At 64.3% G+C, this 21,622-nt stretch carries 32 protein-coding genes; 10 read left to right on the forward strand and 22 right to left on the reverse strand.

The window, feature by feature from the left end; translation table 11 throughout:
• Positions 1–6: 6 nt before the first annotated feature.
• From ACL03I_RS26950 to dtd, 3 genes are all read right to left on the reverse strand, one after another.
• On the reverse strand, positions 7–507 hold the full coding sequence (locus ACL03I_RS26950) for a YbaB/EbfC family nucleoid-associated protein (RefSeq protein WP_412807242.1): 501 nt from the start codon (positions 505–507) through the stop codon (positions 7–9).
• Positions 508–525: 18 nt separating this feature from the next.
• Positions 526–849 carry a hypothetical protein gene (locus ACL03I_RS26955; RefSeq protein ID WP_412807243.1) on the reverse strand — a complete coding sequence of 108 codons (324 nt, stop codon included), beginning with the start codon at positions 847–849 and terminating at the stop codon, positions 526–528.
• A gap of 184 nt (positions 850–1,033) precedes the next feature.
• The gene (dtd, locus tag ACL03I_RS26960; protein ID WP_355076151.1) at positions 1,034–1,477 is read right to left on the reverse strand and encodes a D-aminoacyl-tRNA deacylase; all 444 of its coding nucleotides are present in this window, start codon (positions 1,475–1,477) and stop codon (positions 1,034–1,036) included.
• Positions 1,478–1,643: 166 nt separating this feature from the next.
• Between dtd and ACL03I_RS26965 the strand changes: the two genes are divergently transcribed.
• From ACL03I_RS26965 to ACL03I_RS26980, 4 genes are all read left to right on the forward strand, one after another.
• On the forward strand, positions 1,644–3,167 hold the full coding sequence (locus ACL03I_RS26965) for a hypothetical protein (RefSeq protein ID WP_355076149.1): 1,524 nt from the start codon (positions 1,644–1,646) through the stop codon (positions 3,165–3,167).
• A gap of 347 nt (positions 3,168–3,514) precedes the next feature.
• The gene (locus tag ACL03I_RS26970) at positions 3,515–3,973 is read left to right on the forward strand and encodes a DNA-directed RNA polymerase subunit beta (protein ID WP_356964781.1); all 459 of its coding nucleotides are present in this window, start codon (positions 3,515–3,517) and stop codon (positions 3,971–3,973) included.
• Positions 3,970–4,401, forward strand: coding sequence for a DUF4254 domain-containing protein (locus ACL03I_RS26975; protein ID WP_355076145.1), 432 nt, complete (start codon positions 3,970–3,972; stop codon positions 4,399–4,401). The genes ACL03I_RS26970 and ACL03I_RS26975 overlap by 4 nt, the downstream gene beginning before the upstream one ends.
• Positions 4,402–4,437: 36 nt before the next feature.
• Positions 4,438–5,235, forward strand: coding sequence for a class I SAM-dependent methyltransferase (locus ACL03I_RS26980; protein WP_397277082.1), 798 nt, complete (start codon positions 4,438–4,440; stop codon positions 5,233–5,235).
• A gap of 433 nt (positions 5,236–5,668) precedes the next feature.
• Here ACL03I_RS26980 and map read toward each other — a convergent pair whose 3' ends face one another.
• The 9 genes from map to rpsH form a co-directional block, all read right to left on the reverse strand.
• Positions 5,669–6,466, reverse strand: a complete 798-nt coding sequence (map, locus tag ACL03I_RS26985; protein ID WP_355076141.1) for a type I methionyl aminopeptidase — start codon at positions 6,464–6,466, stop codon at positions 5,669–5,671.
• A gap of 29 nt (positions 6,467–6,495) precedes the next feature.
• The gene (locus ACL03I_RS26990) at positions 6,496–7,041 is read right to left on the reverse strand and encodes an adenylate kinase (protein WP_355076139.1); all 546 of its coding nucleotides are present in this window, start codon (positions 7,039–7,041) and stop codon (positions 6,496–6,498) included.
• Positions 7,038–8,360: a preprotein translocase subunit SecY gene (secY, locus tag ACL03I_RS26995; protein WP_355076137.1), complete on the reverse strand. Its 1,323-nt coding sequence runs from the start codon at positions 8,358–8,360 to the stop codon at positions 7,038–7,040. The genes ACL03I_RS26990 and secY overlap by 4 nt, the downstream gene beginning before the upstream one ends.
• Positions 8,361–8,532: 172 nt before the next feature.
• Entirely contained in the window at positions 8,533–8,976 is a 444-nt protein-coding gene (gene rplO / locus ACL03I_RS27000; RefSeq protein ID WP_039795561.1) for a 50S ribosomal protein L15, read from the reverse strand.
• A gap of 1 nt (position 8,977) precedes the next feature.
• Positions 8,978–9,157 (reverse strand): 50S ribosomal protein L30, encoded by a 180-nt coding sequence (gene rpmD, locus ACL03I_RS27005; protein WP_039795559.1) that lies wholly within the window; start codon positions 9,155–9,157, stop codon positions 8,978–8,980.
• Positions 9,157–9,816 carry a 30S ribosomal protein S5 gene (gene rpsE / locus ACL03I_RS27010; protein ID WP_039795557.1) on the reverse strand — a complete coding sequence of 220 codons (660 nt, stop codon included), beginning with the start codon at positions 9,814–9,816 and terminating at the stop codon, positions 9,157–9,159. The genes rpmD and rpsE overlap by 1 nt, the downstream gene beginning before the upstream one ends.
• Positions 9,817–9,847: 31 nt before the next feature.
• Positions 9,848–10,255, reverse strand: a complete 408-nt coding sequence (gene rplR / locus ACL03I_RS27015) for a 50S ribosomal protein L18 (RefSeq protein WP_355076134.1) — start codon at positions 10,253–10,255, stop codon at positions 9,848–9,850.
• A 2-nt stretch (positions 10,256–10,257) separates the two neighbouring features.
• On the reverse strand, positions 10,258–10,797 hold the full coding sequence (gene rplF / locus ACL03I_RS27020; RefSeq protein ID WP_356964784.1) for a 50S ribosomal protein L6: 540 nt from the start codon (positions 10,795–10,797) through the stop codon (positions 10,258–10,260).
• Positions 10,798–10,811: 14 nt separating this feature from the next.
• Positions 10,812–11,210, reverse strand: a complete 399-nt coding sequence (gene rpsH, locus ACL03I_RS27025) for a 30S ribosomal protein S8 (protein WP_039795549.1) — start codon at positions 11,208–11,210, stop codon at positions 10,812–10,814.
• A 283-nt stretch (positions 11,211–11,493) separates the two neighbouring features.
• On the opposite strand from rpsH, the gene ACL03I_RS27030 reads away from it, so the two are divergent.
• The 3 genes from ACL03I_RS27030 to ACL03I_RS27040 all read left to right on the forward strand — a co-directional run bounded on the left by ACL03I_RS27030 (position 11,494) and on the right by ACL03I_RS27040 (position 12,955).
• Positions 11,494–12,150: a Uma2 family endonuclease gene (locus ACL03I_RS27030; protein ID WP_412807244.1), complete on the forward strand. Its 657-nt coding sequence runs from the start codon at positions 11,494–11,496 to the stop codon at positions 12,148–12,150.
• A 123-nt stretch (positions 12,151–12,273) separates the two neighbouring features.
• Positions 12,274–12,600, forward strand: coding sequence for a helix-turn-helix domain-containing protein (locus tag ACL03I_RS27035; RefSeq protein WP_355076127.1), 327 nt, complete (start codon positions 12,274–12,276; stop codon positions 12,598–12,600).
• Positions 12,601–12,751: 151 nt separating this feature from the next.
• The gene (locus ACL03I_RS27040; RefSeq protein ID WP_355076126.1) at positions 12,752–12,955 is read left to right on the forward strand and encodes a hypothetical protein; all 204 of its coding nucleotides are present in this window, start codon (positions 12,752–12,754) and stop codon (positions 12,953–12,955) included.
• Positions 12,956–13,093: 138 nt separating this feature from the next.
• Here the strand turns inward: ACL03I_RS27040 and ACL03I_RS27045 are convergent, their stop codons facing one another.
• Together ACL03I_RS27045 and ACL03I_RS27050 are read right to left on the reverse strand one after the other, a co-directional pair.
• A complete protein-coding gene (locus ACL03I_RS27045; RefSeq protein ID WP_397073863.1) occupies positions 13,094–13,303 on the reverse strand; it encodes a hypothetical protein in 210 nt (69 codons plus the stop codon).
• Positions 13,300–13,914, reverse strand: a complete 615-nt coding sequence (locus ACL03I_RS27050) for a hypothetical protein (RefSeq protein ID WP_412807245.1) — start codon at positions 13,912–13,914, stop codon at positions 13,300–13,302. The genes ACL03I_RS27045 and ACL03I_RS27050 overlap by 4 nt, the downstream gene beginning before the upstream one ends.
• Before the next feature lie 680 nt (positions 13,915–14,594).
• Between ACL03I_RS27050 and ACL03I_RS27055 the strand changes: the two genes are divergently transcribed.
• From ACL03I_RS27055 to ACL03I_RS27065, 3 genes are all read left to right on the forward strand, one after another.
• Positions 14,595–15,494 (forward strand): helix-turn-helix domain-containing protein, encoded by a 900-nt coding sequence (locus ACL03I_RS27055; protein WP_412807246.1) that lies wholly within the window; start codon positions 14,595–14,597, stop codon positions 15,492–15,494.
• A complete protein-coding gene (locus ACL03I_RS27060; RefSeq protein WP_412807247.1) occupies positions 15,484–15,690 on the forward strand; it encodes a DUF397 domain-containing protein in 207 nt (68 codons plus the stop codon). The genes ACL03I_RS27055 and ACL03I_RS27060 overlap by 11 nt, the downstream gene beginning before the upstream one ends.
• Before the next feature lie 116 nt (positions 15,691–15,806).
• On the forward strand, positions 15,807–16,013 hold the full coding sequence (locus tag ACL03I_RS27065; protein ID WP_412807248.1) for a DUF397 domain-containing protein: 207 nt from the start codon (positions 15,807–15,809) through the stop codon (positions 16,011–16,013).
• 352 nt (positions 16,014–16,365) lie between these two features.
• Here the strand turns inward: ACL03I_RS27065 and ACL03I_RS27070 are convergent, their stop codons facing one another.
• The 8 genes from ACL03I_RS27070 to ACL03I_RS27105 all read right to left on the reverse strand — a co-directional run bounded on the left by ACL03I_RS27070 (position 16,366) and on the right by ACL03I_RS27105 (position 21,613).
• Positions 16,366–17,193, reverse strand: a complete 828-nt coding sequence (locus tag ACL03I_RS27070) for a Fic family protein (RefSeq protein WP_412807249.1) — start codon at positions 17,191–17,193, stop codon at positions 16,366–16,368.
• A gap of 324 nt (positions 17,194–17,517) precedes the next feature.
• On the reverse strand, positions 17,518–17,931 hold the full coding sequence (locus tag ACL03I_RS27075) for a hypothetical protein (protein ID WP_412807250.1): 414 nt from the start codon (positions 17,929–17,931) through the stop codon (positions 17,518–17,520).
• Positions 17,932–17,996: 65 nt separating this feature from the next.
• On the reverse strand, positions 17,997–18,380 hold the full coding sequence (locus ACL03I_RS27080) for a hypothetical protein (protein ID WP_412807251.1): 384 nt from the start codon (positions 18,378–18,380) through the stop codon (positions 17,997–17,999).
• A gap of 173 nt (positions 18,381–18,553) precedes the next feature.
• Positions 18,554–18,898: a hypothetical protein gene (locus tag ACL03I_RS27085; RefSeq protein ID WP_412807252.1), complete on the reverse strand. Its 345-nt coding sequence runs from the start codon at positions 18,896–18,898 to the stop codon at positions 18,554–18,556.
• Positions 18,899–19,074: 176 nt separating this feature from the next.
• Positions 19,075–19,548: a hypothetical protein gene (locus tag ACL03I_RS27090; protein WP_412807253.1), complete on the reverse strand. Its 474-nt coding sequence runs from the start codon at positions 19,546–19,548 to the stop codon at positions 19,075–19,077.
• Positions 19,549–19,596: 48 nt separating this feature from the next.
• Positions 19,597–20,004 (reverse strand): HEAT repeat domain-containing protein, encoded by a 408-nt coding sequence (locus ACL03I_RS27095; protein WP_412807254.1) that lies wholly within the window; start codon positions 20,002–20,004, stop codon positions 19,597–19,599.
• Positions 20,004–21,317, reverse strand: coding sequence for a polymorphic toxin type 24 domain-containing protein (locus tag ACL03I_RS27100; RefSeq protein WP_412807255.1), 1,314 nt, complete (start codon positions 21,315–21,317; stop codon positions 20,004–20,006). Before ACL03I_RS27100 ends, ACL03I_RS27095 begins: the two co-directional genes overlap by 1 nt.
• On the reverse strand, positions 21,314–21,613 hold the full coding sequence (locus ACL03I_RS27105) for a WXG100 family type VII secretion target (protein ID WP_412807256.1): 300 nt from the start codon (positions 21,611–21,613) through the stop codon (positions 21,314–21,316). Before ACL03I_RS27105 ends, ACL03I_RS27100 begins: the two co-directional genes overlap by 4 nt.
• Positions 21,614–21,622: the final 9 nt, after the last annotated feature.

The following is a 21,622-nucleotide window of genomic DNA, read 5'->3' on the forward strand; positions in this document are numbered from 1 at the left end:
CCGAGGTCACCAGCTGGAATCGGTGACCGATCCACCACGATCGCGTTCTACCGTCTCGGTATCGGTGAAGCGCATGCCGCTGCCGTCGGAGAACTCCCTGCGCTCCCGCGCGTTCGGCGGCGCCGTCGGAGCCGGGACGGGTTCCGGAGCGCGCACCTCGGGCATGCCATCGACCAGATCGGACAGCTTCGGCATCCGGGCCCGATGAGTGTCCAAGGGAGCCATCAGATCCCGTGTCTTGCGGGCCACGTCGGCACTGGCCAGCTGCGCGGCCTCGGTGACCGCCTTGGCGATCTCGGCATGGCTGAGGTCCTCGATATTGGGCCCGAACTGGGTATCGATCACCGTGTTGTCGGCGTTCACGACCACCGTCACCCGCTTGCCGCGCACCGTCGCGCGGCCGGTCAGTTCGGCGCGCTCCTGCTGCAACCGTGCGATGATCCGCATCTGTTCTTGGACGCCGTCGAGGATGTCGGCCAAGTCCGCCTTGGCTTGCTCGTTCGTCATCGGTCGGTGAACCCCGGGTCAGCGGATGCCGTCGCGGTTGCCGTGCTCCATGTCGCGCAGCAGATTCGCGGTCTTCGTCTGTCCTTTGCTGAAGTTCTCGAACGTGCCCGCCATGTTTCGTGCGCCCTTGATCAGGTTGTCCCTGGTCGTGGTGTAACCGCCCGAGCCGTCCGGGCCGTTGGCGAAGTTACGGCCGATACTGTCGTTGCCCCACCAGTTCCCCCGCGCCGCGATCGACGTGCTCAATCTGTCTATGATGCCGGTGATCCGGTCCTGGACATGCCCCGTCTTCTGGGCCGCCTTGCGGAACAGATGCTCATCGAATTCGACATTGTCCGCCATTGCGTCCGCTCCTCCACCCTCGAGTCCTTCCCACCCACGGTAACAGCGGATGACTAATCACCAGTGACGTCAACGTGAACGGGAAATTCCTCGATGTTTGCGGGCAGACTCCGCGCCCAGGTCGAGCGCGGCGCGGATCACCAGATACGCTCGGAGCCCCCGATTTTCGGAGCAGGACAACAGCTCACAGCTCCACCATAAGGGTGACCGGACCGTCGTTCACCAGGTCGATGTGCATGTGCGCGCCGAACCGCCCGGTGGCCACGGTTGCGCCGAGTTCGCGCAACGCCTCCGCGAAGTGCTCGACGAGTGGTTCGGCGACAGCGCCGGGCGCGGCCGCCGACCACGACGGACGCCTGCCCTTCTTCGTGTCCGCGTACAGCGTGAACTGGCTGACCACCAGAATCGGCGCGCCGAGGTCCGCGGCCGAGCGCTCCCCGTCGAGGATGCGCAACCGCCACACCTTGTCGGCCAATGCCCGCGCGGTCGCCTCGGTGTCGGAGTGCGTCACGCCGACCAGGGCGACCAGGCCGTGCGGGAGGCCGTCGACCACCGGATCGATCCTTCCGACGACCTGCTCGCCGACCGTCACCCGGGCCGATCTCACGCGCTGTAGAAGGGCTCGCACAACCCTCGATCATGCCTTCCGCCATCGCGTCGGCCGCCGCGTGGGTCGCCGACCGCCGAACGACCCGGTCTGCCTGGCGGGATACAGGTGCGCGCGGGCGGCAAGCGTGACAAACTCGGTGCGCAGAAGAATGTGTTGCGCGGTTGCCGCGCGTTGGCGGAGGATCATGCTGGAAACGAGGAGCGCGATGGATCTGGACGCGATGGAGCGTCAGATCGCGGCGGATCGGTATGCGGCCCTCGACCGGACGGTCGAATCCGAATTGCGCTTGGCCACCTCGCTCGGCGAACTCGCCAAGGGGCTGATCGCCACCAAGAACAACGGCTCGACGCGCGACCGCACAAGGGAAGCGCTGGCGCCCGCCGAAGAAGCGGTGGCGATCCGCCTGCGCCTGCTGTCCAGGGGCCAAGTGCTCACCGCCCGTCTGGCCGGGGAATTGAACGACGCGCTGCGCTCCTTCGAGCAGGCGGCACGGCACAGCGGGCGCAGGGAACTGGCCACCACGACGATCCGGCGCGCCTGTGACGTCTACCGGCAAGTGGCGCGGGCGCATCCGGAAGTCGCGGGCCCGTGCGCCGACGGCCTGTCCAAGTGCGGTGTCTGGCTGGGCAGGCTGGACCAGGACGCCGCCGTGGCCGCGACCGAGGAGGCGGCCCGCATCCGCGCCGGCCTGGCCGCGGCGAACCCGGAGTTGTCCGGCAAGTACCTGGCCAGCTTGAGCACGCTGCTGCGCACGCTCATGGTGGGCCGGTCGCGCAAGCAGGCCATCGCCATGTACCGGGAGCGGTACGCCGCGTTCACCTCCACCACCATGTCGATCCGGTTGCGCGCCTGCGGCATCCAGGACCTGGATCTCACTCCCAAGTCGCACCGGGCGCTGGTCGAACTGGGCTGCCGCACCCTGGAGGGAGCCGGACGGCTCACCCAGCAGCAGATCATGTTCAAATCCTCCGGCGACCTGTCGACCGTCGAGGAGATCAACTGGAAGCTGGCTCTCGTCGGCCTGCGACCGCTCGCGCCGGGCACCGAGCAGGATCAGCCGTCGACGCCGGTCCAGATCGGCTCCACCTTCGGCGCGCTCAGCGTCTACGTGCCGGAACGGGACGCCATCGCCCAGGTGCGCGCCGCGATCATCGCGGCCTACGCCGTCGACGACGCCTATCCCCTCGACCGCGACAGCTATCTCGGTACGACCGAGTCGAAGTGGAAGATCCGCGAGCCGAAGCTGAACACCTCCGCCACCCTCGGCGACGACATCGTGCTGATCGACCAGCCCTACGGCGGCTGGGTGACGGTCATGAGCCTGAACTGGGAACTCACCCCGGTGGCGAAACATCCACTGGCATTGCGCCTCTCCCAGGACTGGCCGGTCGCGGCGATCACGGTCACTGAGGACGTGGCCTACGAGTTGTGCTGGTACGAGCGCGGTACGGCCACCCAGTACGCCGCGCTCGGCCGTCCTGCCGGGCAGGCCCCCCTCGACAAACCGCTCGCGCCACTCGATTTCGAGACGCTGGCCTTGTACAACCCCGACCGGGCGACGGAGAGCAAGCTGCGCGCGGCCTTCGGCAACACGAAGGTGTTCGCCAACCTCACCTACCTGCCGGACTGCGGCCTGCGCCAGATCAGTGTCGACACGCCATTGTCCGAGCACGGCGACCGCGTGCTGTACTTCCGCACGACACCCTGAGGCGCGCTGCCGCGGTATCGATTTGCGGCAAGGTAGCGCACCCGTCAGCGACGGCGCTGAACAAAACTCCCCGCGTTCTCGCCCCGCATCTACACAGGTCGTTTGACCAGGAATTACGTACGCCGAGTTGAACGCGGGGCATCCCCGCGCACCCTACCGGTAACCACACCCGCCGGTAACCGGCGGGCGAACGAATTTCTCGAGAACTAATTGAACGGAATGTTTGATCCGCTCCATGGAGTGCTCTACTGAGACAACGCCCGCACGATGAACCGGATCACAGCACTGGTGCCGCAGCGCCGTCCGGGCGGCTTGGAAAAAGTCACACGAAGCTACCCGAGGGCCCTATGGACCAACTGGCGTTGGCGGATACCCCGACCGCCCGATGCGCCTACTATCGACACACCTGCGACCTGCCCGCCGGAGTCCATCCGGAGATAGGCCGAATCGTCCTCCGCGCCGGATTCGTCGGCGCGATCACGATGCCCGCCGCGTTGGGGCAGAAAGTTCGCGACGATCTCACCCATCGCCGAATAGCGTTGGGCCCGATCGTTTCTCACGTTCGGTCCAAACGGTGGACCTTCCTCACCCGCCCCGACTTACCCGACGACGTCCGGCTGTTCGCGGAACTGTTCCGTCTCAACGTCTCCATCGTGCCCTCCGGCGGTGAGATCGCACTGCCGTCTCCCGCCGTGGCCGACGCCGACTATCGGCACTGGATCGTGGCTCCCGAGAACGGTTTCCGTCCCTCCGGCTCGTCCATCATCGACACCGTACGGTCCTGCACGAGAACGGCCGGGCGATGACCACCGGGGCGGTTCTTCCGGCGAAACATCAAGTGCTGCAAGCCTGCCGAGGCGAGATGCACGAGAGCAATCCGATGCTGCGCTGCGCACACGAACTCACCACGTTGCACGAACGCAGGCTCAGCGCGGGACCCGAATCACTCGGCGAGATAGACGCGTTGCGTGCGAGCCTGATTCACGACATCGATCGCTGGATCACCACGCAATTGCCGCCCGCCCACGGCGCGGCGCACGTGCACACCGAGACCGTCGGCGCCGTGATCGATCGCCTGGCCCAGTTCACCGCGAACGCCTACGCGGCGCTGGCCAGCAGTTCGGAATGGGATCTGTGGGACGCCTGGCAGCGCTTGGCCGAACTGGCCGTCGGCTACGACGACCTGGCCGCCGAGGTCTGCGCGGGCGTCCGGAGACTTCCCGGCGCATCTTAGGTTCCGTCGCGGCTCCCCATCCGTAGAGTGAAACGGATGGGGAGTCCGGACGACTACGAAGAAAAGCTCGCCTTGCACACCAGAAGGGCGAGTTCGTTCGGCGCACATGCCGTCGCGTACGCCGAACACCGTCCCGATTATCCCGCCGCGGCCATCCGCTGGGCGCTGGCCTCCGTCGCCCACCGGCGACCGTTGACCGTCCTCGATCTCGGCGCCGGAACCGGCAAGCTGACCGAGGGTCTGCTCGAAGCAGGCGCCACCGTGATCGCCGTCGAACCGGACGAGCACATGCGCGCCGAACTCGCCCGCCGATTCCCGGACGTCGCCGCCCACGCCGGTACGGCCGAAGCCATTCCGCTCGCGGACGATTCGGTGGACGCGATCGTCGCGGGGCAGGCTTTCCACTGGTTTGACTTGGACCGTGCCTATCCGGAGTTCCTCCGAGTGCTGCGGCCCGGCGGCGTTCTCGCTGCCTTGTGGAACACCGACGACAGCTCCGTGGAGTGGGTCGCGGGGCTGAAAAAGGTGGCCGGGTCCAGCGTATCCACGCCCCTGCCGCCGAGCGAACAAGTGGCGCTACCCGACCACCCGCTGTTCCGCCGGCACGTGTTCGAGCGGTCCACCTTCCCGCACCGACATCGGCGCACCGCAGAGTCCCTGACCGCGACCATCGGTACGCAATCGCACACGGTGGTGATCTCCCCCGACGAGCGGACCGAGGTGCTCGCCCGGACCAGGGCCTATCTGCTGGCGAGGCCGGAGACGGCCGAAGGCGAATTCGATCTGCCGATAGTCACTTTGGTGCTGCGAACGACTCTGCGCCGCGCGGATTGAACGGCTACTTACGCACACGAAATAGCCAGGCCACAGCGTTGCCCGCCCCGTCGCGGTGTCCACGGAGCAGGCCGGATAGCGGCGAACTGCGGCGTGCGCCAAGCCGATTCGAGTAGCGGTCTACTCAGGTCACCGGCTACTGCCCCGCCATACGCTGACGGCATCGTTCAGAACAGTTCGAAACCAAGGAGAAAGTAACCGTTCCACCCCGCACGGGCACCGACCGGCCCACCGCTTCGGCTCGACGCGAAGGACGCGGGTGCAAGGAACGACGTCACCGATCCAGCGAACGCTGGGTATCGCCCGGTGGCGTGTCGGCGCATGGTGCCTGCACGCGGAGAAGCGGCGAGATCGACCAGGAATCCTGGCGTCGGTGCGGCTCGTTTCCTCGCCGCGCAGTGTCACCGAACCGGACCCGTCCGACGGCCGTGCACTACTCCGGACGCAACGTCAGGATCCGGGGTCCGTCCTCCGTGACGGCGACCGTGTGCTCCCAATGTGCCGCACGACTGCCGTCCACGGTGACCACGGTCCAGTCGTCGTCGAGCACCTTCGTCTGGGTGGTACCGAGCGTGAGCATCGGCTCGATCGCGAGCACCGATCCCACCACGAGCTTCGGGCCCTTACCGGGCTCGCCTTCGTTGGCGAGGAACGGATCGAGGTGCATCTCGCGCCCGATGGCATGCCCACCGTAGCCGTCGACGATGCCGTAGCCGCGCCCGTGCTCCTTCTCGGCAGCACGGGTGCCCAGCTCGATGGCGTGCGAGACGTCGGTCAGCCGGTTACCGGGCAACATCGCCGCGATACCGGCCTCCATCGACGACTTGGTCGCCTCGCTGAGCAACCGATCGGCCTCGATGATGGTGCCGACGCCGAAGGTCCAGGCCGAATCGCCGTGCCAGCCGTCGAGAATCGCGCCGCAGTCGATGGACACCAGGTCGCCCTCGGCGAGAATCTCCCCCGCCGTCGGAATCCCGTGCACCACGCGGTCGTTCACCGATGCGCAGATGGACGCCGGGAAGCCGTGGTAGCCCTTGAAGGAGGGCACCGCGCCCGCGTCCCGGATCACCTGCTCGGCGACCTCGTCCAGTTCCGCGGTGGACACGCCGGGCTTGGCGGCCGCGCGCACGGCCACCAGAGCGCGGCCGACGATCGCGCCCGCCGCCGCCATGGCGTCCAGTTCGCCTGCCGTCCGGAACGGCACGACCTTCTTCTTGCGGTTGAAGACCATCCGCCCTCAGCGCTCCATCGCGAGTCGGCTCAGTGGCCCAGCGCGCGCAGCGCCCGCGCGTTGACGTCGTCGACCTCGCCGACGCCGTCCACCGAGACGACCAGGCCGTCGTAGTGGTCCAGCAGCGGCTCGGTCTCCTCGCGGTACACCCGCAGCCGGTTGCGGATCACGCTCTCGTTGTCGTCGGCGCGGCCGCGCGCGAGCATCCGCTCGACAACGGTGTCCTCGGGGACGACGAAGCGCAGCACCGCGTCGAGCGTGGTGTTCATGTGCTTGAGGATCTTCTCCAGCGCGTCGGCCTGGTCGACCGTGCGCGGGTAGCCGTCGAGGACGAAGCCGTTGGCGGCGTCGGGCTCGTTGACCCGCGCCTCCACCATGCGGTTGGTCACGTCGCTGGGCACCAGGTCGCCCGCGTCCATGTACTTCTGCGCCTCGCGACCCAGCGGGGTCTGCTGGCTGATATTCGCGCGGAACAGGTCCCCGGTGGAGATGTGCGGAACGCCCAGCTTCTCCGACAGCAGGACGGCCTGGGTGCCTTTACCGGCGCCCGGCGGACCGAGCAGTACAACTCTCACTTGAGGAACCCTTCGTAATTTCGATTCATCAGCTGGCTCTCGATCTGCTTCACGGTGTCCAAACCGACGCTCACCATGATCAGCACCGCGGTACCGCCGAACGGAAGGTTCTGGGTACCGCCGGAGGCGCCGATGTCGAGGAACAGGTTCGGCAGCACCGCTACCAGACCGAGATAGATCGAGCCGGGGAGGGTGATACGGCTCAGGACGAAGTTGAGGTAGTCGGCCGTCGGCTTGCCGGGCCGGTAGCCCGGGATGAAGCCGCCGAACTTCTTCATCTCGTCGGCGCGCTCCTCCGGGTTGAAGGTGATCGCGACGTAGAAGTAGGTGAAGAACACGATCAAGCTGAAGTAGATCGCGATGTACACCGGGTTGCCGGGATTCACCAGGTATTTCTGGATGATCTCCTGCCACCAGCTCGGATTCTGGTTGTTCTGCGACCCCGTCAGCTGCGCCACCAGGTTCGGCAGGTACAGCAGCGACGAGGCGAAGATGACCGGGATCACGCCCGCCTGGTTCACCTTCAACGGCAGGTAGGTCGAGGAGCCGCCGTACATCTTCCGGCCGACCACGCGCTTGGCGTATTGGACCGGGATCCGGCGCTGGCCCTGCTCGACGAAGATCACGGCGGTGATGATCGCCAGCGCGGCGACACACACCAGTCCGAAGACCAGACCGCCCCGGCTGTCCAGGATCGCCTTGCCCTCGCTCGGGATGCGGGCGGCGATACCCGAGAAGATCAGCAGGGACATGCCGTTGCCGATGCCGCGCTCGGTGATCTGCTCGCCGAACCACATCACCAGCGCCGCGCCCGCGGTCATCACGAGCACGATGATGATCATGCCGAAGATGCTGGTGTCGGCCAGGATGTCCTTCTGGCAGCCCTGCAGCAGCTGGCGGCGGGCCGCGAGCGCGACCAGGCCGGTGGCCTGCAGGATCGCGAGGGCGATCGACAGGTATCTGGTGTACTGCGTCATCTTGGTTTGGCCGGATTGGCCTTCCTTGCGCAGTTCCTCGAACCGCGGGATGACGACCGTGAGCAGCTGGATGATGATGCTCGCGGTGATGTAGGGCATGATGCCGATCGCGAAGACCGACAGCTGCAACAGCGCACCACCGGAGAACAGGTTGATCAGCTGGTAGATGCCGCCGGACTCACCGCCCGAGACCAGGTCGATGCACTCTTGGACCGCCTTGTAGTCGACGCCGGGGGACGGCAGCGAGGCACCCAGCCGGTACAACGCGATCAACCCCAGCGTGAAGAGAATCTTCCGCCGTAAGTCCGGAGTCCGGAAGGCCGATACGAAGGCGGAAAGCACTGATCCTCCTGGCGAACGACATGGTCATGACATGGATGTTCAGCGATGTCCCTGCTCGACATAGAAGGGACGCCGAAAACCACGACGAGGCTTGGCAGACAACAATTGAACTCTAACAGTGGCACCGGACGAGCTCTCCACTCGTCCGGCGCCGCTGTAATGCAGAGTACCGTCAGCCCAGCTCGGTGACGGTGCCACCGGCGGCGGTGATCTTCTCCTTCGCCGCGCCGGTGACCTTGTCCGCGGTCACCTGGACCGCGACGCCGATCTCACCATCGCCCAGGACCTTGACCAGCTGGTTCTTGCGAACCGCACCGGCCGCCACGAGCTCGGCCTTGCCGACCTCGCCGCCCTCGGGGAACAGCTTCGCGATCTTGCCGACGTTCACGACCTGGTATTCCGTGCGGAACGGGTTCGTGAAGCCCTTGAGCTTGGGCAGCCGCATGTGGATCGGCATCTGCCCACCCTCGAAGGCGGCCGGGACGTTCTTGCGCGCCTTGGTGCCCTTGGTACCACGGCCCGCCGTCTTGCCCTTGGAGCCCTCACCGCGACCCACACGGATCTTCTCGGTCTTGGCGCCGGGAGCCGGACGCAGGTGATGCAACTTGATGGTCATGTCAGACCTCCTCAACGGTCACGAGGTGGCGCACGACGTTGATCAGCCCGCGGTTCTGGGCGTTGTCCTCGCGGACCACGGTCTTGCGGATACCGCGCAGACCGAGGGTCCGAAGACTGTCCCGCTGATTCTTCTTGGCGCCGATCGAACTCTTGATCTGGGTCACCTTGAGATCTGCCATTACTTGACACCTCCGGCAGCCTGAGCGCGCGCACGCAGCATGCCGGCAGGGGCGACGTCCTCGAGCGGCAGGCCACGGCGAGCCGCGACCTCTTCCGGACGCTGCAGCTGCTTGAGGGCAGTGACAGTCGCGTGCACGACGTTGATGGCGTTGTCGCTACCGAGCGACTTCGCCAGAATGTCGTGGATACCGGCGCACTCCAGCACGGCACGAGCCGCGCCACCGGCGATCACACCGGTACCCGGCGAGGCCGGACGCAGCATGACCACACCGGCGGCCGCCTCACCCTGAACCGGGTGCGTGATGGTGGAGCCGATCATCGGGACGCGGAAGAAGTTCTTGCGAGCCTCTTCGACACCCTTCTGGATGGCCGCGGGAACTTCCTTGGCCTTGCCGTAGCCGACGCCGACCAGGCCGTTGCCGTCACCGACGATCACGAGGGCGGTGAAGCTGAAGCGCCGACCACCCTTCACGACCTTGGAGACGCGGTTGATCGCGACGACCCGCTCGAGCTGGTTCTTCTCCGCGGCGTTGTCGCGACGGTCGCCACCGCCCCTACGGTCGCCGCCACCGCGACGATCGCCGCGGCCGCCCTCGGGGGCGCTGCCATTCTGTCCGGCGGGTCCGCTTCCGCCGTCACGCCTCTGACGTCCCGGCATCAGACGTTCCTTCCGTTCTTGTTATCGATCATCAGAATTTCAACCCACCTTCGCGAGCGGCATCGGCCAGTGCGGCGATCCGGCCGTGGTAGTCGTGCCCACCACGGTCGAACACGACGGCCTCGACACCGGCGGCCTTGGCACGCTCGGCCAGCAGGGCGCCGACCTTCTTGCTCTTGGCCGACTTGTCGCCGTCCACCGCGCGCACGTCGGCCTCGATGGTCGAGGCGGCGGCGATGGTCTTGCCGACCGAGTCGTCGACCAGCTGCGCGTGCAGGTGGCGCGAGGAGCGGTTGACCACCAGGCGCGGACGCTCGGTGGTACCCGCGAGCTTCTTGCGCAGGCGGAAGTGACGGCGCGTCTTCGACAGACGGCGCTGCGTCGACACGTCCTTGCCCAGGGGGATGCGCTTGGCCTTCTGGTTTTCGGTTTGCGCCATGATCACTTACCCGTCTTTCCGACCTTGCGGCGAACGACCTCGCCGGCGTAGCGGATGCCCTTGCCCTTGTACGGGTCGGGCTTGCGCAGGCCGTGGATGACCGCCGAAATCTGGCCGACCTTCTGCTTGTCGATTCCGGACACGGAGAACTTGGTGGGCGACTCCACCGCGAACGTGATCCCCTCGGGGGCCTCGATCGGCACCGGGTGGCTGTAGCCGAGGGCGAACTCGAGGTTCTGGCCCTTCAGCGCCACGCGGTAACCGACGCCGAAGATTTCCATCTTCTTCTCGTAGCCCTGGGTCACGCCGACGACCATGTTCGACACCAGAGTGCGGGTCAGGCCGTGCAGCGCGCGGCTGCGGCGCTCGTCGTCCGGACGGGCGACCTCGAGCTGGCCGTCCTCGCCCTTGGCGACGGTGATCGGCTCGGCGACGGTGAGCGACAGGGTGCCCTTGGGCCCCTTCACCGAGATGTCCTGGCCGTCGATGGTGATGTCGACGCCAGCGGGGATTGCGATGGGCTTCTTACCAATACGCGACATTGTCCTGACCTCCCTTACCAGACGTAAGCGAGGACTTCGCCGCCCACGCCCTGCTTGGCCGCCTGCTTGTCGGTCAGCAGGCCGGAGGACGTGGAGATGATCGCCACGCCGAGGCCGCCGAGCACCTTGGGCAGGTTGGTGGATTTCGCGTACACGCGCAGACCGGGCTTGGAGACGCGGCGCACGCCTGCAAGGCTGCGCTCACGGCTCGGGCCGTACTTGAGGTCGACGATGAGCGTCTTGCCCACCTGTGCGTCCTCGGTCCGGTAGTCGGCGATGTAACCCTCGCGCTTGAGGATCTCGGCGATGTTCGCCTTGAGCTTCGAGTGCGGAGCCTTCACCTGATCGTGGTACGCCGAGTTGGCGTTGCGCAGACGTGTCAGGAAGTCTGCGATCGGATCAGTCATGGTCATGGTTCGACCTAGACACCTTTCTCGCCGCGGTTCCCATACAGCGCAGCCATGCACATCGGCATGCCCAGCGGTGGGCCTACGACAATTCGGATGGTCCGGCCGACCCTTGCCGACCGGAGGAGGTTCGATCGCCCGAGCGCACGCATGCGGACATGGAGGTGCCCAGGCAACCGCTCTAGTGTAGGCAAGGGGTTCACCTGGGCAAAATCGGGGTCTGTGAGGTGCCCGCTTCGCTGGACTCATGACCAGCGGAAACAGCCCGTGACCGGGCTAACATGAAGCCATGGCAAGTCCGAGCACCGAACGACCGGACCTCCCCGAGTACATGACGTGGGAGGAGCTCGAGCAGCTGCCCGAAGAAATCGCCGGGCAGATCGAACTGTGGGATGGGCGTGTCGTCTGGCTACGACGGGGGCCTGCCGAACATCAGGCGTTCACATTCGCGCTGACCAGCGCCCTGAAGCAAAGCGCTCGCGAAGGCATGGCGAAGCAGCCCGAGCGCTGCTGGCGCGTCGACTTCGAAACCGATGTGTTCTTCGGCCAGGCCGGAAAATCCGACTTCGTGACACCCGATTTTCTCGTCTATCGCTGCCTGGATGCTCCGTATCAAGACATCCGAGCCGACGACGTCCTGCTGGTCGGCGAGGTCCTTTCTCCGTCGAACACCCAGACCGACATGTACGCCAAGCAGGCGCGTTATGCCAGGGCAGGCATCCCCATGTACTGGGAGGTGACGCTGGAACGCGAGAGGAGTGCCATCGAGATGGTCCGCGCTTTCGCGCTGGAGACGACCCACGGCAAGCTGCTTCCGCCCGGCGTGCACCCCTTGCGCACGGCCAACTACCTCGTAACGGACGAGTGGTCCCCGAAGAACTCCGATGCCATCACCATCGAATTCCCGTTCCCGATCCACATCCCCTGGTCGGAGCTGGAGTTCTGACCGCGCCGCCTACCGCGAGGAGGCCGAGGGCAAACCCGCTATCGAGATGCGAAGAATATGCGAGGCCGAACACGGCCCCACCCACGACGAGTTCCTTCGCACTATCGAGAAGGAAGAGCTGTGATGCCCCACAGTCGATGGCAGACGGGTAGCGACCAAGGGCTGACCGAGCCCGAGGCCGTCAGCGAAGTGCTTCATGAAATCAGACTGGCCATGGAACTCGCCGCCGCCGTATGCAACCGTCGCACGGAGCTCGGACTCACCCAAGCGGAACTCGCCGACCGGGCGGGACCGACGCAGGCGAAGATCTCCCGGATCGAGGGATCCGACGCCGTCCCCACCCTTCCGCTGCTGACAAAGCTGGCACGAGCCCTGGACGCTTCGCTGCACATCACCATCGACGCCGACGACGCACGCGTCAGCTTCACACCGCACACCAGCGCGGCGTAGCGCTCGCTGCGCCCGGCTTCCGGCGTTCGTCCCCTCGCACAGAGCCGAAATGAACCGCCTCCCATATGGCTCGCGACAGCTTCGCGCACACCTCTGCCACAGTGTGCATATGCCTCTCGAGCGAATCACGGTCCACGCTGATACTGCCGACTTGGCCGTCATCGAGGACGCGGCAATGCGGACGGGCGTCAGCAGTGCGGATATCCTTCGCGACGCTATTCACCTGGCCGCGATGCGGGTCCGCCGATCGCGGCCGCTACGCCTGAATCGTTTCGCCAGCGGCGATCCCACACTCGCCGCACGCATCGACGACATCCTCGCCGGTGACCTCAATTGCAACCCGGACCGCCGATGACACGCGGCGTCCGCGAGTGGCACACCACCGCGCCATCGGCCGAGTAGGCCTCTCGACGGTGTGCCACTCGCGGCCCCGTCGCACGGGGTGATTATGCCCGAGTCGAAGATTCGTCCGCGGCTTGTGGCGCGAGCGTCTTCACGGCTGCAAGTAGAGGCGCTCGCACGGCAAACGTGGCAGGCCGGCGGTATCACCAGGAACAACGATGAGGTCGGCAGCAGCGCGCACCGCACGCCACTCCTTGATGAACCGCACGGCTGCGGTATGGCAAGCGGCGAAGTCGAGACTCAGGCCGCCGATCAGTACGCGCAGGTGGACATCGGGCTCCTCCGGGCGCGGGGTTGTCACGCCCTCTCCTGCGGCTCGGCGGCGGCAGGCGCGGGTCCCGTGTTGCGCGGAATCTTCGGTCGCAGTCGCCCGGCGGCTACCGCTTCCACCATGGCGTTGAACCCGTCCCAGTGCCGCACGTGGTGGAGAATCTGATCCTCGGTGATGCCGCCGGGTTGCTGTTCCTCTCGGCGGCAGCGCACGAAATCCGCAGTCAGCAGGCTGACCAGCTCGCCGTAGGAGTAATGCGTCTCCTGGGCATCCGGAGCAGGCCGGTAACCCTCGCGGCTCGCCGTTTCGAGCAGGTCTTCCACATATCGGTCGATCGCCCAGATATGCAGGTCCATCGGATAGGCGAGCCGGTGGCTCATCGGACGACCAGGCTTGCGGCTCTCGTAGTGCCGGACCCACACGCCGAGCAGCCCCACGGCCGACACCATCAGCGCGTCCGCCGGTTCGATGCGGCCGTTGAAGATATCGAAGAATGCACGGGTGCCGGGCAGGCGCAGCTCACGAATTTGCTTCTCATCCGGGTCAATTCGCCGACCGGTTGTCACCGAACTCCCCTGGTCGGCGTTGAAGTTCCGGCAAAACCGAGCGCGGACAGGTTGATCGCTCGCGGCGGAAGGCATCGGCTGATCGCCGCGATCACCACCATCGCCGAGGGACGAAAACCGTCTCGAGGCGGCTCGACCCAATGCCGCACCGCAGGAGGGCGATCGGCCGGCGACGGCAAGGCGATCGCCCGGCCGTGGCCGTAAACCGTGACACCAGCCCGATACAACTGGGCGCACGCAGCGGTCGAGTCCGGGAGATCGGGACGCACGAGAAAGACCCAGCAGCCCGATCTCGGGTACGACACGATCGGCCCGATAGCGCTTCCTCGCCGCCGGAGTTCCTCGCGGACCTCGTGGCCGAGATACGCCGCCATCCCCAATCCCCATACGCTGCCAGCCGGGACCGTGATGCGGCCGGTGTGCGGGTCCACACGTGCGGCGAGTCCGCCGATACGGCGGTAGAACGCGCACCTGGTTGTGGGAGTGTCCCGAAAGGAGCCATCCTGCATGGTGTTCCCCTGCCATCGAGTGAGTCGGAAGCGCGCCCTATCGCGGAATGCTTGCCGCTTGGCATCGAGAAAGTCCTGTTCAGCGGCCTGGCGCACGCACAGCACACCAGCCGGGCACCGCCTACTTCGACCTGATTCGCGTATTCCCGACAACTTCTCCGAAAGCCCAGGACAGCATCGACTTTCGGTGTATCAATGGATGCAGTTCAGACCGTGTGCTGGATTCATTCACCTGGGGGAAAGCCGATGACCGAAGTCGAGTCGCCGACGCTGCTGCGCCGCCAGCTCGGCAGATTTCTGCGCGAGGCGCGTGAAGGCTGCGGCCTGACGATCGCCATCGCCGCGAAGGAAGTTCAACTCAGTTTCAACGGGTTACAACGCCTGGAAACCGGACGAGCGGTGAAACCACGCCGCCAGGACGTGCGCGAACTGTGCATGCTCTACGAGGTGACCGCCGAGCAGACCGAACAGGCGGTGGGACTGGCGTCGCGCGCGGCGACGGCGCGAGACGAGGACGGCATCACGCCGCTCGGCGGACTGTTCTCGGATGCTTTCAACATGTACGTCGGGATGGAGCGGTCGGCGCGGCGGCTCACGTCTTATGCGGTGCAGGTCCCTGGACTGCTACAAACCGCCGACTATGCCCGCGCACTGATCGGCGCTTTTCTGCACGACGGTCCTCACGAGGACATCGAGCAACGAGTGCGTCTTCGCCTCAACAGGCAAGTGGCGGTCACCCGCAAGACCCGCCCGGTGGACCTTCACGTGCTTCTCGATGAATCAGCGGTCTACCGGGTGGTCGGCGGCCCGAAGGTGATGGCCGCACAACATCGGTATCTAGCCGATGTCAGCACCCGGCCGAACGTCACTCTGCGAATCCACCCGTACTCGGCCGGATACACGCGCGGCATCTTGCACGGCTCATTCGTGCTCCTGGACTTCGGCACGGACAGCAGAGGAAGACCGATCGAACCTCCGGTCGTCTACCTCGACGGCGGGATGAGCAGTGATCTCTACCTGGAAAGGCCCGAATTGGTGCAGCGTTACACTGAAATGGCCGACGCCATCCGAGAGACGGCCCTGGACGAGAAGACCACGCGCGACCTGCTCCGCCGGGCAGCAAGGAGTTTTGACGGTGACCGCTGACCTATCCGGAGCGCACTGGTTCAAGAGCAGCTTCAGCGAATCCAACGGCCAATGCGTAGAGATCGCCCACCTGAACAACGGCACAGTCGGCATGCGCGACTCCAAAAACCCGACCGGCCCCACCCTGGCCTTCACCCCCACCGCCTGGGACACCTTCCTGTCCGCAACCAAACACGGCGAATTCACCCACAGCTGAGAACTTTCGAGCCCGGCCGCCCCCGCGGCCGGGCTCACACCTCCCGGCCCCACCAACTCTCCCGGCCGAGAAGACCACGCGCGACCTGCTCCGCCGAGCAGCAAGGAGTTTTGACGGTGACCGCTGACCTATCCGGAGCCCGCTGGTTCAAGAGCAGCTACAGCGCTTCCAACGGCCAATGCGTAGAGATCGCCCACCTGAACAACGGCACGATCGGCATGCGCGACTCCAAGAACCCGACCGGCCCGGCCCTCACGTTCACCCCCGCTGCCTGGGACACCTTCCTGTCCGCAACCAAAGACGGCGAATTCACCTGCCGATAATTCCGTGCCTTGGATCGTTTCCCGAGCGCCAGACGATCAGTAGTCCAACAGCAGCCAACTCCCAGTCGAACGACGAGCCGTGCGTGATGACGCTGGCGTCCCGAGAAGCTCGCGGGCGCTCGAATCGGGGGAGAGCCGATGCCCTCGTCGGCCGCAGGTCAGCGGCCAGACTGCATCTTCCTCGACGGCACCGGGCGTGCTGGGTCCGATGTTCGAGTGTTGCCCTCTGGGCTGGCAAGACGTCGTTCCAAGGCGGTGAAAGCACTGATCGCCTCAGGCGACTCGAAGGCCCTGTTGCGGCGACCGACGGTGAGCTGGCGCAGGATTCCGGCTTCGGCCAGACGCTGTACGGCTACCGGAAGCGAGTCAGACCGTCGATATAGCTGTCGCTCCACGTGGCGAGGATGAGCGAGACAGGCGCGACGACGCGTTCGGCCACGCCACGACGGCGCAGGATCAGATGGATCAATGCTCGACCGGTTCGGCCGTTGCCGTCGATGAAGGGGTGGATCGTCTCGAACTGTGCGTGGGCGATGGCGGCTTGCGCGACAGCGGGCAGATCGTCGCTATTACAAAACGCGATCAAGTCCTTCATCAGTTCGGGGACGAGCTCTGGGGGCGGCGGAACGAATGCGGCCGAGCAGGGATTGAAGGAGCTGCCGCCGATCCAGTTCTGCGCGTCTCGGAAACACCCGCCGTGCTGTGCGAGTCTGGTGCCGGTGAGCAGCCGCCGGTGGATTTCGAGCAGAACATCCTCAGTGATCGGCTCACCACGGCCGACCGCACTGGTGGCCAGTGCCATAGCGTCGATATTCGCCAGAACTTCGGCGGCCGTCACGTCCGATGATTCGCCCTCCAGCTGGCGCGCCGCCTCCGCGCGCAATAGCCGACGCGCGCCGACCACCAGCCCCTCGATCCGTGACGATGCGATGGCCTCGGCGCGCAGCAGCAACCGAGACAACGCTTCGGTCTCCACAAGTGCTACCGCCTCGGTATCGAGACGAGTGATCGCCACCTCCGCGTCGACCACGTCGGCGGCGGTCTCGCTGGTCAAGACGATGCGGCGACCAGCCAGCGAATCGGGCAGGTACACCTCGTATGTGCCAGAGCCACGGTCCCGTCGAGACAGGCCGCCACCATCCAGGTTGCCGGCCCACCGCCGTCGCGCAAACTTTGCCATGCCACCTCCTTATTAAACGTTAACAGATAACCTTTAATAAGACTGGCTCGGCTTTAAGGTTCCCCGCGAGACGGCAGCGCGGGACTGCATCCGGGCGGGCACGCTCCGGCCAGATCGCCGGGAGCCTCTCCAATCGCCACATCGCAGACGCTGCGCACCGGATACGGCAAGCCTGGCGTCACCGCGCACGAAGCGGCACCAGGATCGAAGCCCCGGTCCCGATAGGGAGACCGCGATCCCGTTCCGAACGGCCGAGCCTTACCCTTCAACAGCAAGGACTACGAACAACGCCACCTCAACTGCGATGGCAAGGGCATGACCTTCTTATGCACGCAAGTAGGGATCATCTGCCCACGGATCGCCATAGTTCTCGTACGGATCGCCCAGCTCCTGCAATCGCCGTCTGCCACTTTCGGTTATCTTCGCTCTGAAAATCTCGCTGGAGCCGATCTCGTCATCAGCGATGCTCAGGTATCCGGGCACTCCGTTATAGCCATCAGAAATACGCCTGATCGATTCCTCGATACCGACTTTCCAGGGTTCCCACCCCTCGCCACCCCCCGGGAACGCGCCGAACTCGATGTATCCATCGTTCGCCAATTCTTCGATAACACCCAGTACGTAACTTCGCGAGTATTCTCCCGCAGCGATTTTTTCGATCGTCCCATCGAACTCGCCGATCGCGGCCCAGTCGTCCGCGATATTGCAGAGAAGAAAGTTTTTCAACTTCTCGATCACGGAAAATATGCCTTCAACACCCTAGCACCAGCTCCAAACTTTTTGCCTATCCACGCTAACATTGACTACGGCTTCTCCGAAAACTCGAACTGTGGATCGTCGTTGCTCCAGATTCGCACCTTTCCCCAATCGCCCTCCATGTAATACACCGCGTCAGTGTTGGTCAACACATCCACGTTTCCCAAATCTTCCGAGCCTGAAGCATCCTTATACTTCCGAAAAGATCGCTCTAGCCATTCGATGCGGCTCACTTTCACGAAAAAGAGGTTGCCACGGACGTAGCAATGCTGCTCCCGGGCGCCCGGGGCGCGATACCTCGGGTGCTCGGGTGTCAGCACCGCCTCGAGGACGAACACGACTTCGGCGGGCCGCTCGATGATATCGAGGACGTAGCTATCCTCGAGGTACAGATTAGAAAGGGCTGGATAGTCCGAGTAATCTCGCGTCATGTACGAATCCAGTTCGGTGGGGATACCGGCCAACTATTCGACAAAGCCATGCCATCGACGTGGCAATTGTCCGAGCTCTTCACAAGATGAGAGTACCAACCACGCCGCGTCGACCGATGTATAAATCCTGTCTCCGACAGCGCTCCGCGCGAGCGGCATACGACCGACATAATTCACCGGGTCAACGACACATCTCTGATCCGGATCGGATAAACCTCTACAGATAATTCGCCCGACAGATCGACTCCGCTGGTCGATATCATGAATACCCCGCCCCGTTCGACCGCAATACGGTTCACCTGTTCTCGGAAAATATCCACCACGAGCATCGAGTCCTGTAACCAACACACTCGGGCGGACCGCGCTATTACATCGTATGATAATTCCAGTTTGTTCCGATCGTCGGAGTCGATACTCACCACAAAGGAAGCGGTAGCTTCGGGGATGGCTACACGATCGGCCCCGAAAGCCTCCAAGAACTCCGACTCTTCCGGCTCAATGAACTCATGGTCGTCCACCTACACTCCTCCAACCTTCGAAATCGCGTTCTAATGACTACCATTCGCGAAAACATACCGCGTCACAGACTGAGAGTGTGGCGGTCCGGGCGCGTATGAACGCCACTCCGGCGAAGCCGTTTCCGTCGACGTTTGATTGTCCGAAACCTCACGACCATGCACTTACCGAGTGCATACTATTTATCTTTCGGAGCCAAATATCCGAAAAGCTGTTCGATCTGATTTATTCCTTCGCTCACTTCATGCGAGGGAGACTGATCCATGATCTTACGAGAATTCTGCAGGATCGGTAATCCATCATTTGTTTGCAACTCTTGTAAACGGTAGGCGATATAGTCGGAATCAGGATCGTCGACACGTCGCCCTAACTCTCCGAGGATGGCCACGAGCCCGGCTCGGCCACCGAAACGAGCCAGAACCTCGGTCGCTTCCAGTTCTACCGCCATATCATCGTCACCGAGAAGTTCGGACAGTCGTTGAATCACTTGCTCCGATGGGAGCGACCATATCTCCTGCAGTCGTTCTCGCGCACTGCTGGAGCGGATGTTTCGCCCGAGGCCAGGTATTGCTTCGACCCTTATGGCATTATCATCATTCCGGGAGTGCGCCAATATCGACGACAGCGCAGCATCGGCTTCACCGGTGTCCACTTTGAAATCTCCTCAGGTAGCGCACCCCGGACATTCCTCCACACTCCTTCATCGCCCCATGACGTCGTGCAGATCTTTCAGACCGCGTCGCGCATCGGGTGATATGTCCGATTCAGCAATGGCGGATGCGGTCTCCAGAACCGGAAAATCCCCTAAATTGTCCAGATCGCTGAGTCGGTATGCGATGTAATCGACATCACCGTCATCTCGCCGGCCAAGTTCTTCCAGAACCGACAGCAGGCCCTCCTGGCCGCCATATCGCACCAGAACCTCGGCCGCTTCGATTTGCATCGTGACCACGTCATCGTCCAGCATCTCCACAAGACGCCTGCGCGCCTGAGGATCGAAGATCAGGGCACTCAACTCGGAGATGGCGCGAAGCCGTACCAGTCCTTCGTCGCTTCGGGAATGCTCCAGCGCTGCCCGCAGACCAACTTGCTCATCTGCTGTGTTCACTATGGGATCTCCTCAGGTAGAGCGGGTCTGACACTGTCATTGATGGTACGCGCGAAAATCCGGCCTGTGGCGGGGTCTATATTCTTCTGAACTTCCACAACGTGCGGTGTCGGAATATATTGCCCTGTCGTCTTGTCCATGTGCGGCTTTCCGACAACATCTACTCGGCTGGTCGCCACCCCGTCAGCATCGAAATGTGAGTAATGCGTGATGTTTCCCTGAGCGTCCCGTTTGACGAGGTATCCGTTCGGCGGACCGCCCTGAGTTGGTAAGTTTCGCCCGGTCCATACCTGGGCGTTGTCCAACTCTTCCTTGAGTGACTTTTTCGGTGGCTTAGGGGAGTCGTCAGCCTTCTTACGCAGCCGATCACGTAGGTCGGTGACCACCTTTCTGGCCTTGACAGCGGCGTCCCTAGCCTCCTGGCGGATACCGGCGATCTGGAGCGCCTTGCGGGCTCGCCAGGCGATGATGCCGTCTTTGATCTTCCCGGCCCATTTCCGCACCGAGTCCAGAGCTTTGGCGGCGGTAACCGCTCCCGCACCGAAGCTGATCAACGACAGACCCACGGTGATCGCGGCATCGATGGCAAGCTCTTGGACGAGAGAATCCAAGAAGCCCTTGATCTCATTGCGGAGTTCCGTCAGCGCGTCCTTGTATGCGAGGCAGGATTCGCTGATCTGCGTGCAAGCGGTCAGCAGTTGATCGATGGAGCTCGCAAGGGATTTGAGACCGTCTCGGATGTGGCCCGCGTCGTCGGCGGTCACACTGTCGAACAGGCTCGCCGCGATCGTGATCTTGTCGCGGGCGTTCGTGTTCTGGTAGATCGTGCCGAGGCGATCCCAGGCGTCGGCTGCCTTGGCGAGTTTTCCGGTGTCGCCGTCGGGAACGGGGATGCCGATGTGGCTGATGATATTGATGCCCTTGTCCACGATCCCGTGGCCGGGTCCACCAGCGGAAGCCGGGACCGAGAACGGGCCGAACACAGGCATTCCCGGGTCTGTCGGCCGGTCCGTCTGCGGTGCGCCCTTCATGGTTGCGTTGGCTTGCGCGTGCGTGAAGCCGATGTCGTTGAGGGCGCTGCCGTATGCGTACAGCGTGGAGTGGACGTCCTGGAAGAATCCCACCGCTTCGTAGGCGGAGGTGTTGTAGGAGCGTGCCCACTCCTGGCCGTTCTCGTCCACGCCCGCCATCGATCCGCATTCGGACAGCTCCGCGAAGATGTACAGAAAGCTGTCCCGCAGCGCGGAGGCCGCGTCGAAGCAGTTGGTGGCCGCTTGGTAGTAAGCCTTCGGATCGACAGCCAAAGCCGTCATACGCCGAGGATCCTCAAGCCCTTGGCAACAGCTCCGGTATAGCCGTCGTGGGCGAGGTTCACGGCCTCCTCCAAAGCCGTGAGCCCTTCGGCGATGTCGGTGGCTCCCGCCAACCACTCGTCGTGCGCTTCCCGGTAGGCCACCATCGCCGCACCGGCCGACGCGGCGTCGACTTCCTTGACTTTCTGGTCGATCGCCGCCAGCTGATCGGCAAGCAACCCCGCGAAGCCTCGGATCCGGGCGGCCAAGTTCTCGAGTTTCTCGAGCTCGACCGAGAAGGCCTCTGCGTCGGACATGCGGTCCCC

The sequence above is a fragment of the Nocardia sichangensis genome (genome assembly GCF_047200615.1).
In the GTDB taxonomy this organism is placed as follows: Bacteria; Actinomycetota; Actinomycetes; order Mycobacteriales; family Mycobacteriaceae; genus Nocardia; species Nocardia sichangensis.